Genomic DNA, 12,903 nt, shown 5'->3' with positions numbered 1-12,903 from the left:
GTTAGCCGGCGGATAGGCAGGCCACCCCGCCTTGTCGAGCGATCCGGCCTTACGACTTCGTCGGCTTCCCCTTCTGGGACGAAGGCGGCGCCGGGAATTTGTCGTTCGCATCCTTCACGCTCTTCATGATGTCCGGCATCAGCTTTATCATCTCCGGCATCGAACCCATCAGCCCGCGCAGCATGTCCGGATCGGCCCACAGCTGCATGTACTGCGCGCCGAAGGCACGGCCTGTCGGCGTCGTCAGGAACGCGTTGATGTCGCCAAGCTGACGCGCGTCGAAGCGCCGCGCCATCGCCCGTGCCATGCCGTCGCGGACCCTTGGGTCGATCACTGCCGAGACCTTCCCGAACTCCTGCGCGACGGCCGCGCGGATCGCCGCCACGCGCTGATCGAAATAGGGGCCCTTGGCCACTGCGGCATCGTGCAGGGACAGGTCCGCGGTCGCGTCCGCCTTCGCTTTCTTGTCGGCCGGGATCGGAAGATCCGATTTCTTCAGCCGCAGGACATTGTCGACCATGTTGCCGGCGAAGCTGACCATCATGTCGCGGTACGCGCCGTCCGGCCACAAGGCCGCTGCTGACGTGCGTGCCAGCGCCAGGCGCGCGGGATCGGGATCGGGCTGCGGCGGAAGCAACTTGTCGAAGACGGCCATCACCGCATCCATGTTCGGCGGCGTGATCGCCTCAATCGGCGGCTTGGGCTTGGCTGCAGCCTTGGGCGCCGCGGCGGCAGGTGAAGCGATGATGGCGAGGCCTGCAACGGCCAGCGAAAAAGCGGACAAGCGCATGATGTGATCCTTTTCGACCTGGCCCCCTGCCGGATCGACGCGAACGCTAGGGCTCTTCCGCCTGATGTTGCAATAGCTCCGAGCGGACCCGAACCGCGCGGCCGGCCACGGTCGTCTCCCAAAGGAACACTGCGAAGCCGCAGCCGATGGTCACCATCGATCCGATGAACAGCCAGGCGATCTCCGTCCCCAGCCGCGTTCGCACCAGGTTCGCCGCGAACAGCAGGATGACGACCAGGCAGGTCAGGATTGCCGAACTGACCGACAGACCCGTAGCCCAGCTGATCAATCGCATGCGTTTGTCGAGGATCTTGAGGTCGCCAAGCCAGCGATCGTGCTCCGCGCCGCGGCTGGCGAGCAGTCTCGGCTCGATGTCCCGGGACCGATCGACGATCCTCGATAGACGCGAGGCGAGGACGTTGAGAAAGGCGCCGATCCCGCTCAGCAGGAATACCGGCGCCAGCGCCAGCCGGACGATCTCGGCAACCGTATTGACGGACAGGTCGGGCGAGCTCTCGAACACGCTTCGCCTTCTAGGCCGCAAGCTCCCGTTCGCAACTCGACACTTCGAGCAGCATTAGGCCGTTGACCACGAAGCTCGCGGCCAGCACCCAGGCGAAGGCCGCGATGAGCTCCGGCGTTGGTCCGAACACGCTGATGACGATGGTCGCTATGGACAGGCCGGCGATCAACAGCACGCCCAGCATAAGGTCGAGACCGGCCGAGATCGCGGTCCAGCGCCGTACCGACCCGTCGACCCGTGTCAGGGAAACACCAAGGATGAGGCTGCGAACGATCAGCCAGGCAACGATCGGGAAAACCCGCGGGAAGAAATGCGCTTCCGGACTGATGATGAACATCAGGCCCGCGGCCGCCGTCACAATGCCCGCGGCCATGGCGAACGGGCGCGAATCCCGCCGCAGCGATCCCGCGACGGTCTCGATCGCGCCCGAGGCAATCAGCAGCCCGCCGATCATGTCCGAAGAAATCGTCTTGCCCGCCGGCAGGAACAGTGCGCCAACCCCCAGCAGAATGATGGCGATCCCCGCCACGCGCAGCGCACGTGCCCGCATCGGTGCCGACCAGCTCGTTCTTGCCTGCGTTGCCACGTCGCCTGTTCCCCTGCCTTAGGGTGCGATGACGCGGAGCGCCTTCGCCCGCACCTTATAATCCAGCGGAGGCTTCGCGCCCACCACTTCGCCATCCAGCGAAACGGCGAGGCTGGATCGGCGGCTCGCCACCCGCAGCCGCTGCACATTCTCTAGCTGAACCATGTCGTCCGGGCGCGCGCGGTTGAACAGAACTCGCACCATCGCAGCGATCAGCCCGCGCCGCGTTTTCTTGCGCATGACGAACACGCTCAAACGTCCATCCTCGACGCTCTCGCGCTTGCCCGGACCGCCGATATCCAGCCGGTAATCATTGTTGCCGACGAAGAGCAGCGGCGTGTCGATTTGCGCCTTCTCGTCGTTCACCGTCAGCGTCAGCCGCTGATGATTGAAGCGTGCCAGCGTCCGCGCGGACGCCACAATCATCGCCAACCGCTTGCTGCGGCCGAGACGCTTCTGCTGCGTCTCACGATCGAGCACCATCAGCGGATAGAGCCCGATGGCGCTGTTGTTGATGAAGATGCGGCCATTCATCTCGGCGACGTCGACCTGCCGCGGTTTGCCCTTGGCGATCAGCGCGGCGGCCTCCTCCAGCTTGGTCGGAATGCCGAGATCGCGCGCGAAATGGTTGAGCGTGCCCAGCGGCAGCACCCCGAGCGCGGTCTTGCTCCCCAGCAGCCCCGACGCCGCCGCGCTGATCGTCCCGTCGCCGCCACCGACCACCACCAGCTTGTCGCCACGCTTGGCGAGCGCCTTCGCCCGCGCCTCGCACTTGCCGCCGTCGATCAGCTCGACCTTCACGTCCATGCCGGCGGCTTTGAACGCCTTGGCGACATTGCTCTTGATCGCGGGATCGCGGGACGCGGCCCCGCCGCCTTTGTTCACAAGGATGGAAACAGCCGTCATCAATTCGCGCTAACGCACGCCGGCGGCTTGCGATGCATGGCGGTGGTCATGTCCCGCGCAAGCGCCTAGGGAGCGCGCATGCAACATCCCCGACTCCACGGCGCGCTTGCCGAAGCGCTCGCCGCGCGCGGCTATGACAAACTGACGCCCGTCCAATCCGCCGTCCTCGGCGAAGACGCTCCCGGCCGCGACCTCATCGTCTCCGCCAAGACGGGCTCCGGCAAGACCGTCGCCTTCGGCATGGCCATGGCCTCCGACCTGATCGAAGCCGACCGCCTGCCCTTCGCCCGCGCCCCGCTCGGCCTGATCATCGCCCCGACCCGCGAGCTCGCCATCCAGGTCAGCAAGGAACTCGACTGGCTCTACGCCAACGCTGGCGCCCGCGTCGTCACTTGCGTCGGCGGCATGGATCCGATGAAGGAGCGCCGCGCGCTCAACGGCGGCGCGCATATCGTCGTCGGCACGCCAGGCCGCCTGCGCGACCACCTCGAACGCGGCGCTCTGGACCTTTCGTCGCTCCGCGTCGCGGTCCTCGACGAGGCGGACGAGATGCTCGACATGGGTTTCCGCGAGGAGCTCGAGGAGATTCTCGACGCCACTCCCGACGATCGACGCACCCTGCTCTTCTCGGCGACCATGCCGCGCCCGATCGTCGCGCTGGCCAAGCGCTATCAGCGCAACGCGCTCCGCATCGAGACGATGGGCGACAAGGAAGGCCATCAGGACATTGCCTATCAGGCGGTTGCGGTCTCCCCGACCGACATCGAGCTCGCCGTCGTCAATCTTCTTCGCTTCCACGAGGCGGAAACCGCGATCCTGTTTTGCGCCACCCGCGAAGCGGTGCGCCGGCTCCACGCCAGCCTGACCGAGCGCAACTTCCACGCCGTCGCGCTGTCGGGCGAGCACAGCCAGAATGAGCGCAACCACGCGCTCCAGGCGCTGCGCGACCAGCGCGCCCGTGTTTGCGTCGCCACCGACGTCGCCGCGCGCGGCATCGACCTCCCCTCGGTCTCGCTCGTGATCCACGTCGAGCTGCCGCGCGACGCCGAGGCGCTGCAGCATCGCTCAGGCCGTACCGGCCGCGCGGGCCGCAAGGGCACCGCCGTCCTCATCGTCCCGTTCCAGCGGCGCAAGCGCGTCGAGGGCATGCTGCGCGGCGCGCGCATCGCGGTCGAATGGATCCGCGTCCCCTCGGCCGAAGAGATTCGCGCCAAGGACCGCCAACGTCTCCTCACCGAGCTCTCGGCGGGCGTTGAACTCGAAGACGACGATCAGCAACTGGCCCGGGACATCATGCAGGAACTCGCGCCCGAGGCGATCGCGGCGGCGCTGGTCAAGGCCCTGCGCACCGACCTCCCTGCGCCCGAAGACATCATCCCCGCCTCCCAGCGCACCGACCGCAGCGTGGAGGCCGGCCCGCGCCAGGGCTTCGAAGGCGCCACCTGGTTCAAGCTGAACGCCGGCCGTCGGCACAATGCCGACCCGCGCTGGCTGCTGCCGCTCATCTGCCGCTACGGCCATGTGAACCGCACCGACGTCGGCGCCATCCGCCTCGCCGCCAGCGAGAGCTACTTCCAGATCAGCGAGCGCGCGACGCCGGGTTTCCGCAAAGCCCTCAGCCGCGCAACCATCGCGCCCGAAGATCAGGGCCTGATGATCGAACTCGCCGAGCCGCGCGAGCAAAGCCCGGTCTACCGGCCCGAGCGCTCGCACGACCGGCCCCGCCCGAAAAAGAAGCTGCGCCACCCAAAGGCGGCCTAGACACGGGCGGCTGCAGCTAACGCGGGCCATACTTTGCGAAGTCGCGACCGGTGCATCGTGATCGTCAGCGCAGCTCAATCTCGGACACCGGCGTCTCCTTCGGGTTTCCAAGCCTAAAGCCGCTGATTTTTAGGGAAGGGATGTCGCCGTAGAAACAACGACCGTCGAAGACGCCAAGCTCATTGAGTTCACTAAGGGTCAAACGAAGTTTTGTGAGCGACTGGGCAGATAACGGCGAGCCTCCGATACCCGCTTTCAACAATTCGATTTTAAACTTCGCCTTCCCGACGGTGCGGCCATCAATCGTCGCGGGAACTTCCGTGACTCTCACGCGAACCAACGCCATGCGCTTGCCGCAAGTCCATTCGATGCTGTGGATCGTCACGTCCGGACTAAGAGAATAAAGCTTCCGATGGTCCGGAAACTCAGCACAAGTTTGGGTTTCGCGAATGACCGATCCGTCTGGACAAGACTTGTTCTGGCCGTGCGTGACGGTGCGGGGTTGGGCAGGCGAGGAAACTTGAACGGCTAACGTCGTACTCGCGAAAGCCAACAAGCTTACAATTGCGATCACCGCTTAATCTCCACGCGACGATCCGGCGTCCTCACCATCAACGCACGGACCGGCAGGGTCAACGGTGGAACCTTCCTGCAGTCGCGCCCATATAACGGTCGATGGCAATTCAGATCCGCACCAGCCTTGCCGAACCAGAAACCGGCGAGGGCTTCGTCCCGCACAAGCCTGCCCGGCCCGACAAGGCCGAGGGCGGCAAGAAGTTCAAGCTGGTGTCGGACTACAAGCCCGCGGGCGACCAGCCGACCGCGATCCGCGAGCTGGTCGAGGGCATCGCCGAGAATGGCGACGTCAGCCAGGTGCTGCTGGGCGTCACCGGCTCGGGCAAGACCTTTACCATGGCGACGGTGATCGAGACGCTGCAGCGCCCGGCGCTGATCATGGCGCCGAACAAGATCCTCGCGGCGCAGCTCTACGGCGAGTTCAAGAGTTTCTTCCCCGACAACGCCGTCGAATTCTTCGTCAGCTACTACGATTATTACCAGCCCGAAGCCTACGTCCCGCGCACCGACACCTACATCGAGAAGGAAAGCTCGGTGAACGAGGCGATCGACCGCATGCGCCACTCGGCAACGCGGTCGCTGCTGGAACGCGACGACGTGATCATCGTTGCGTCAGTCTCATGCCTGTATGGCATCGGCTCGGTCGAAACCTATTCGGCGATGACCTTCAGCCTGAAGAAGGGCGCGTCGGAGGACCAGCGCGAGGTCATCCGCAAGCTTGTCGCCCTACAGTATCGCCGCAACGACCAAGGGTTCGCGCGCGGCAACTTCCGCGTCCGGGGCGACAGCCTCGAGATCTTCCCGTCGCACTATGAGGACATGGCGTGGCGCGTGTCGTTCTTCGGCGACGAGATCGAGGACATCACCGAATTTGACCCGCTCACCGGGAAGACCATCGCCAGCCTAGATTTCATCAAGGTCTACGCGAACTCGCACTATGTGACGCCCGGCCCGACGCTGAAGCAGGCGATGGAGGCGATCCGCCATGAGCTTGCCGAACGCCTCAAGGAACTGACCGCGGAAGGCCGCCTGCTCGAGGCCCAGCGGCTGGAGCAGCGCACCAACTTCGACCTGGAAATGATCGCCGCCACCGGCAGCTGCGCGGGCATCGAGAATTACTCGCGCTTCCTGACCGGCCGCCTGCCGGGCGAGCCGCCGCCGACGCTCTACGAATATCTGCCCGACAACGCTTTGCTGTTCATCGACGAGAGCCACCAGACCGTGCCGCAGATCGGCGCGATGGCGCGCGGCGACCACCGGCGGAAGATCACGCTCGCGGAATATGGCTTCCGCCTGCCGAGCTGCATCGACAACCGGCCGCTGCGCTTCAACGAATGGGACGCGATGCGCCCGCAGACGACCTTCGTTTCGGCGACGCCCGGCCCCTGGGAGATGAACGAGACGGGCGGCGTCTTCTCCGAGCAGGTCATCCGCCCCACCGGGCTCATCGACCCGCCGGTCGAGATCAAGCCGGTCGAAGACCAGGTCGACGACCTCGTCAACGAAGCGAAGAAGACCGCGGCCAAGGGCTACCGCACGCTCGTCACGACGCTGACCAAGCGCATGGCCGAGGACCTCACCGAGTACCTGCACGAAGCGGGTCTGAAGGTTCGCTACATGCACTCCGACGTCGAGACGCTGGAGCGTATCGAGCTGATCCGCGAGCTTCGTCTTGGCGTCTACGATGTGCTGGTCGGCATCAACTTGCTGCGCGAAGGCCTCGACATTCCGGAGTGCGGTCTCGTCGCGATCCTCGACGCCGACAAGGAAGGCTTCCTCCGCTCGGAGACATCACTGATCCAGACCATCGGCCGCGCCGCCCGTAACGTCGAGGGCCGCGTCATCCTCTACGCCGACAGCGTCACCGGATCGATGGAGCGCGCGCTCGCTGAGACCAACCGCCGCCGCGAGAAGCAGCTCGCCTACAACGAAGAGCATGGCATCACGCCGGAGACCATCAAGCGCCAGATTCACGACGTCATGGCTCATCTCGCCACGCGCGACGGCGTCGTCGTCGATACCGGGGACGAGGAGCGGCCGCACCTCGTCGGGCACAACCTCAAGGCTTACCTCGCCGACCTCGAGGAGCGGATGCGCAAGGCCGCCGCCGATCTCGAGTTCGAGGAAGCCGCGCGGCTGCGCGACGAGATCCGCCGGCTCGAGGAAGACGATCTCGGCATCCCGTCCGAGCAACGCGTCGCGCCGCGACCCCTCGGCAATTCGACCGAGGGCAAGCCGGGCACGCGGAAGAACCGCTTTGGCAAGCAGCAGCGGACGCGCTTCGGCGGCCGCCGCGGCCCTGCCTAGTTCTAAAAGCGCGCTTTCAGGCCTAGCTGGGCGCTGACTTCCTGCCCCGCGTCGCGGCCAAGCGTCGAGGCGATCGCGGCATCGATGCTGAGCCCGCCGCTGATCGTCGCGCTGCCGCCGCCCGATAGACGGGCATAGGTGTCGCGGCGGTTGCGCACGTCCCACGTGTTGACGATCACCGGAGAGCTGGTCTGCGAGAAGACGATGCTCGGCCCACGCCGGGTGAACTCATGCTCGGCCGTGATGTCGATGTAAGGGTGGAACCCCTTCAGCTCGGTGCGGATCTCGAGACCCGCTTGCCCGACCAGCGCCTTCGCGGTTTGCGAGCCGACGTTCAGCGCAAGTGCCGGATCACCAGCTTCGGTGTAGCCGTCCGCCTTGGCCCGGGCATAATCGACCGCGACGATCGGGCCGACGCGGAAGCCGGACATTGGGATCAGGTAACCGCCCTTGGCGCCGGCGGTCCAATGCGTGCCGTGCGGGTTGGCGGTGAGCGACGAGACCACGCCAGTGCGCTCGATCCGGTTGCGGTCGCGGCCATAGCCCAGATAGCCCTGCGCGAAGGCCGCGCCCATTTCGAAGCTGCCGTAGGCGCCGACCTGCCAGCTGCGCCCGCGGATGCGCGAGGCATCGTTATTGAAGCGGAGCTTCGGCCGGCTGTAGTTGCCAGCAACGCCGACGAGGCCGCCACCGAATCCATATTCGGCGCCGATCGTGCCGCCGCCGCTGCGCACTTCGAAGGCGCTGTTGTAGCTCGTCGACGGCGCATCGTTCTGCAGCATGTCGCCGACCGCGTAGACGGCAAGACCAGGCGCGGCGTCCGTCCCGCGGTAATTGTCCGTACGGGTCGACAGCGTGCGGCCGAACTGACGCGAGACCTGTACGCCGAGCGTCGTCGGTGCCGACAGGGTCAGCGGCGCAGCGAGCTGCCGGTCGACATATTTGCCGACGATCTCAAAGCCCTGCGATGTGAGGTGCAGGCCGTCGCCGTAGACCAGATAGCCGGTGGCATTGGCCGCGCAGGTCGTGTTGCCCGGGAAGAACGGGCACGCGATCCCGTTGGTGATGCCGTAAGCCTGCGGATTGGCAATGACATTGTCGAGGATCTTGGTCAGGTCGAGGTAATGCACGATCGATCCGCGCGCGGCGTAGCCCGCGAGGATGTTCTGAACGCCGCTGTTGAAGGCGTTGGAATAAGCTGTGCGGACCGCCGCACCCGTCGGGTTGGCCGCAATTTCCGGCAGGCGGCCGGTGTCGCCGGCAAGGAAGCTGATCGTGGGCGTGCCCTTGGTCATCACCTGATCGAAATTGGTCTGGAAGCTGGTGACGGCCGTCGCGGCCGCAGCGGGCGCGCCTGCCAGCGTGCCGCCCCCGATCTGATAGGCGCGGGAGTCATTGCCGCCGATCGAAACCGCGACGAGGTCGCTCTGGTCCAGGCTGGTCGTAGTCGTTGGAAAGCCGAGCGTTCCGGCGTTGGCGAGGAACACCTGCACCTCAGTAGTGAACCCGGGGACGCCCGCGGTCTGGTTTAGGTTGTTGGTTCGCGCGCCGCCGATGGCATAATTGTACACCGGCACACCAAGCAGGCCTGACAGCGTATCGATATAGTTGGTGCCGCCCGAGAATCGGCCGGTCGTATAGACGCCGGTGGTAGCGGGGTTGATGCCTGCGATGCGGAAGAAGTTGCCGGTGTCCGCATAGGAATCGCCGAATACGATGATGCGATCGATCTGCTGCGCGCTCGCGGCGCCAGGAACGGCGGCTAGGACGAGCATGGATGCGGCGGCCAGGGCGCGCGAAATCTTACGGCGGTTCATGTGTCTCTCCCCACGGCGCCCACGCAACGTCGGGCGTCTTCCCGGCCATGGGAATCGCATTATCGACACGCTTGCAAGTAACAACCGGGGCCGGTCCGCACGGAACCGGCCCAGTGCAGCAATAAAGCAACAGTCTCGCTAGGCTAGAACGCCCTTCCTCGCCATGGCCCGCGCATAAAGGAACAGCGCGAGTGCAACGACGATCACCACGATCGGCATGACGGTCGCCATCCCCCCGCTCATGCCCGCCATCGGGTTCATCAGCTGATAGCCGATCCCGACGACCGCGCCCACAAAGGACAGGCCGAGTGTCCAAACCGCATGGCGGCTACGCGTCAGCAGCAACAGCGATCCGGCAAGACCCACCCAGACGCCAAGGCCCCACCCCGCTGCCGCCCAGACCGGCATTGAGTCGACGTAGGCAAGCATCGCGTTCGGATCGACGTCGGGCATCATCGACTTAAGATAGTCGGTGTTGCGCATTCGGGTCATGAGATAGTCGTAGCAACCGAACGCGTTCCACAGCGTGGCCAGCAGGCCGACGATCCACAGGTGAACAGGCGTCGCCGAGCGATCCCCGTCGATTGTTGTCGCCATCGATTTTCCCCTCCAAGGCTCGCGCCCCGCGGACGCGGCAGAGGGGAGGAGGCTCCTTATCGGCGCCCCTGTCAATCCGGCGGAACTAAGCCGTTACGAACGCGGAACTTTTCTGGTCGCCCGCTCACGCGACAGCCGGCTCATCAGGATCGCGGCGCGCTTCGCCTGCTTGGCGATCGACGGGATATCGACCGTCTCGGTGGGCGTATGGCTACCCGATCCGTCCGGCCCCAGCCCAATCAATCCGTCGACATCCGCCGCCACGAAGCTGATGTCGCCGGCACCGCGCCGCAGCGGATCAAGCTCTTCCATCTTGTCGAGCCCCAGGTCGGCATTGACGCCGTTGAGCTGCCCAAGCAGCGCGCGGCTGCCCTCGGTCGGCGGCATCGGCGGATACAGCTTCTGGTCGAAACTTAGTTCCGCCTTCGCGCCTTCCAGCGACTGGCCAACAATGGCCCGCATCTTAGCCTGCACGCGGTCGATCTGCTCCTGGCTAATGGCCCGCAAGTCGCCTCGCGCCACCGCGGTCGACGCGATGATGTTCGTCTTGCCCGTGGCCGTCAGCCGAATTTGTCCGGCGTCCAGCTCGGCGGACTGCCCGCCGCCGATCAGCCCGACGTTGAAGGTCAGCTTGTCTTCCGGCAGCTCTTTGCGGAACTGGTCGATGATCCGCACCAGATCGTAGATCGCGCCATAGCCCGTGCCCGGCCGCCCGACGCCGCTCGAATGCGCGCTGTTGCCGGTAACCTTGACGGTCCAATTACTGGAGCTGCGGCGCGCGATGGATCCCATGTCCTTGCCGTCGACCACCGCCAGTCCTTCGAAGTCGAGCGCCGCGTCGGCGCGCTTGCCCTCGGCGATGAGGTCGCGCCGCGCGACGGAAAGCGGCGTGCCGGCATCCTCCTCGTCGCCCGTCAGAACAATGGTGATGTTGGCGCCCTTCAGCGTCCCCGCCGCCTGCATCGCGCGCAGCGCCGCGACCATCACGGCCATGCCGCCCTTGTCGTCGCCCGCGCCCGGGCCGCGCCCGGTCTTGCCTTCAAGGGTCCAGCGCTGGAACGGCGAGTCCGGCTCGAACACCGTGTCCAAGTGGCCGATCAGCAGCATCCGCGTCGTGCCCTTCTTGCCGGCATGCCGCGCGATAATGTGGCCAGAGCGCTGAGCAGCCTTCATGTCGACCCAGTCGACCTTGAAGCCCAGCGGCTCCAGCTCGGACCGAAGCATCGTGCCGACTGCTGCCACGCCAGGCAGGTTCAGCGATCCGCTATTCTGATTGACCCATTTCTCCAGCATGCCGACCGTCCGCGGCTGCTCGGCATCGACGGTCTGGACCATCTTCTGCTCGGCGGGAGACAAGGCGGCGAGGGCTGGCGCGCTGCTCATCAATAGCGCGACCGAGGCAAGGATTGGGCTCTTCATGCGCGCAGCCTAGCGGCTCCACGCGCCATCGTCATCCGCACAATCGGTTCGTAGCTCTTTCCTACAGCAATCCTATTTGGTTAGTTAGTTCCGACTCGAAGGAGACGGATATGGTCAATGAAGTTGCAATCGATCGGCTGATCGATGGCGTCCTCGAACGCGAAGGCGGTTTTGTCGACCATCCCGCGGACAAGGGCGGGCCTACCTGCTTCGGCATCACCGAGGCGGTTGCCCGGGCGCATGGCTACGGCGGCGCGATGAAGCAACTGCCGCGCGACACTGCGGTTTCGATCTATCGTCGGCTTTATTGGATGCGTCCGCGCTTCGATGAAATCGCCAAGCACAGTACTCGGATTGCGAACGAACTGTTCGACACCGGCGTCAACATGGGACCCGCGGTCGCGATCACCTTCCTGCAGCGCGCGCTGACCGCGCTCAATCGCAGCGGTAAGGACTATCCTGACCTCACGCCCGACGGTCGCATCGGAGCCGCCACACTTGGTGCGCTTGAGCGCTTCCTCGCCGTCCGCGCCAAAGGGATCGGCGAAACCGTACTGATCCGCGCGCTCGAGGCGCTTCAGGGCGAACGTTACCTCCGCCTCGCCGAGCGCCGACCAGCCAATGAGGCTTTCCTCTATGGCTGGCTGGCCAACCGAATAGGTGATTGATGCCGTCTCTCGTGCGTGCGCGGTGCGCGCTCGCACGCGTTGAGGCGCAAACTTAGCAAACTTCCCACTCTGGAGACATTCATGACAGCGGCACCACCACCCACGACCTTCGCCGAAGGCCAGCGCCGTCTCTTCGGTCTGCTGGCATCGACTGCCGGCATGTTCTGCGGAGCCGCGTCCGGCTTGATGATCGCGCTCCTGATGTGGGGCGGCTGGAGCGCTCGCGAAGAGCATACGATCGTCGTCATCTTCGGCTGGGCGCTTGGCGGCTTCATCATCGCGATGATCGCGGTGATCGTCGGTCTGCTCGCCGGCGGTCCCGTTGGCCGTTTCAAGGTCGCCGCCGGCCGCGACGGCGCGACGATCGAGGCGGACTGCCAATGATCCTCCGCTTCCTCAACTGGCAGGGCGTTGCAGGTGTTGCCGCGACCATCTGCCTGGCCGCGCTGCTGGCCGTGCAGGTCCTCCAAACGCGCCACTGGCGCGACAGCAGCGCCGACTTCGAAAAACTCTACCGCGAAGAACAAGCCAACCTGGCCATGACCATCGCCGATGCCCGGGCGGCGGCGGACCTCGCCCGCGCGGCCGACCACGCCAACGTTACCCGCGTCGCCGCCGAGCAACGCGCCATTACCGAGAGGACTAACGATGATTACGAAGCCCGTCTTGCCGCTGCTCGCGCTACTGCTGAGCGCCTGCGCCTCAGCACCCCGGCCGCAGCCGATCCCGGTGCTCGCGGAGCAACATCAGTGCCCGGCCTTCCCGACCGCGCCGGAAGCGCTGCTCAAGGCACCGGCGAAGACCGACTTCCTCACTCCGACGCGCTGACCGCGACCGAGCAGGCGATCCAGCTCGACGAGCTGATCAAGTGGGTCCGCGCTCAGGCCAAGGTTGACAACAATGCCCCCGCGGCGACCAATCGTTGAGGATAACAGTGGGGGCAGCATGAAACC

The 12,903-nt window shown here is 65.5% G+C and carries 13 protein-coding genes; 5 read left to right on the top strand and 8 right to left on the bottom strand.

Translation table 11 applies throughout. From position 1 onward, the window contains the following. Window positions 1-49 precede the first annotated feature (49 nt). The 4 genes from QU596_RS10110 to QU596_RS10095 are packed head-to-tail and all read right to left on the bottom strand — an operon-like array spanning window position 50 to window position 2,805. Window positions 50-790 carry a DUF2059 domain-containing protein gene (locus QU596_RS10110; protein WP_308515393.1) on the bottom strand — a complete coding sequence of 247 codons (741 nt, stop codon included), beginning with the start codon at window positions 788-790 and terminating at the stop codon, window positions 50-52. 46 nt (window positions 791-836) lie between these two features. Then, a complete protein-coding gene (locus QU596_RS10105; RefSeq protein ID WP_308515392.1) occupies window positions 837-1,313 on the bottom strand; it encodes a DUF2721 domain-containing protein in 477 nt (158 codons plus the stop codon). Between the two features lie 10 nt (window positions 1,314-1,323). Then, window positions 1,324-1,863 carry a DUF308 domain-containing protein gene (locus QU596_RS10100; protein WP_308515391.1) on the bottom strand — a complete coding sequence of 180 codons (540 nt, stop codon included), beginning with the start codon at window positions 1,861-1,863 and terminating at the stop codon, window positions 1,324-1,326. Window positions 1,864-1,917: 54 nt separating this feature from the next. Next, window positions 1,918-2,805, bottom strand: a complete 888-nt coding sequence (locus QU596_RS10095) for a diacylglycerol/lipid kinase family protein (protein ID WP_308515390.1) — start codon at window positions 2,803-2,805, stop codon at window positions 1,918-1,920. A 78-nt stretch (window positions 2,806-2,883) separates the two neighbouring features. On the opposite strand from QU596_RS10095, the gene QU596_RS10090 reads away from it, so the two are divergent. Beyond that, entirely contained in the window at window positions 2,884-4,566 is a 1,683-nt protein-coding gene (locus QU596_RS10090) for a DEAD/DEAH box helicase (RefSeq protein ID WP_308515389.1), read from the top strand. Between the two features lie 64 nt (window positions 4,567-4,630). Here the strand turns inward: QU596_RS10090 and QU596_RS10085 are convergent, their stop codons facing one another. Further along, window positions 4,631-5,140 (bottom strand): hypothetical protein, encoded by a 510-nt coding sequence (locus QU596_RS10085; protein ID WP_308515388.1) that lies wholly within the window; start codon window positions 5,138-5,140, stop codon window positions 4,631-4,633. A 101-nt stretch (window positions 5,141-5,241) separates the two neighbouring features. Between QU596_RS10085 and uvrB the strand changes: the two genes are divergently transcribed. Beyond that, a complete protein-coding gene (gene uvrB, locus QU596_RS10080; protein ID WP_308515387.1) occupies window positions 5,242-7,449 on the top strand; it encodes an excinuclease ABC subunit UvrB in 2,208 nt (735 codons plus the stop codon). Between the two features lie 2 nt (window positions 7,450-7,451). Here uvrB and QU596_RS10075 read toward each other — a convergent pair whose 3' ends face one another. The 3 genes from QU596_RS10075 to QU596_RS10065 form a co-directional block, all read right to left on the bottom strand. Next, complete coding sequence (locus QU596_RS10075; protein ID WP_308515386.1) at window positions 7,452-9,266, bottom strand: autotransporter domain-containing protein; 1,815 nt, start codon at window positions 9,264-9,266, stop codon at window positions 7,452-7,454. 138 nt (window positions 9,267-9,404) lie between these two features. Then, entirely contained in the window at window positions 9,405-9,863 is a 459-nt protein-coding gene (locus tag QU596_RS10070; RefSeq protein WP_308515385.1) for a hypothetical protein, read from the bottom strand. 93 nt (window positions 9,864-9,956) lie between these two features. Then, window positions 9,957-11,282, bottom strand: a complete 1,326-nt coding sequence (locus QU596_RS10065) for a M20/M25/M40 family metallo-hydrolase (protein ID WP_308515384.1) — start codon at window positions 11,280-11,282, stop codon at window positions 9,957-9,959. 110 nt (window positions 11,283-11,392) lie between these two features. Here QU596_RS10065 and QU596_RS10060 point away from each other — a divergent pair, with 110 nt between their 5' ends. From QU596_RS10060 to QU596_RS10050, 3 genes are all read left to right on the top strand, one after another. Beyond that, complete coding sequence (locus tag QU596_RS10060) at window positions 11,393-11,950, top strand: glycoside hydrolase family 108 protein (protein ID WP_308515383.1); 558 nt, start codon at window positions 11,393-11,395, stop codon at window positions 11,948-11,950. An 81-nt stretch (window positions 11,951-12,031) separates the two neighbouring features. Beyond that, window positions 12,032-12,334, top strand: a complete 303-nt coding sequence (locus tag QU596_RS10055) for a hypothetical protein (RefSeq protein WP_308515382.1) — start codon at window positions 12,032-12,034, stop codon at window positions 12,332-12,334. After that, window positions 12,331-12,876 carry a hypothetical protein gene (locus tag QU596_RS10050; RefSeq protein ID WP_308515381.1) on the top strand — a complete coding sequence of 182 codons (546 nt, stop codon included), beginning with the start codon at window positions 12,331-12,333 and terminating at the stop codon, window positions 12,874-12,876. The genes QU596_RS10055 and QU596_RS10050 overlap by 4 nt, the downstream gene beginning before the upstream one ends. The last annotated feature ends 27 nt before the right edge of the window (window positions 12,877-12,903 follow it).

Origin of the sequence: Sphingomonas flavescens (assembly GCF_030866745.1) — a bacterium.
In the GTDB taxonomy this organism is placed as follows: Bacteria; Pseudomonadota; Alphaproteobacteria; order Sphingomonadales; family Sphingomonadaceae; genus Sphingomicrobium; species Sphingomicrobium flavescens.
The sequence above is the reverse complement of the archived record's forward strand: the minus strand, read 5'-3'. Positions and strand labels throughout refer to the sequence as shown.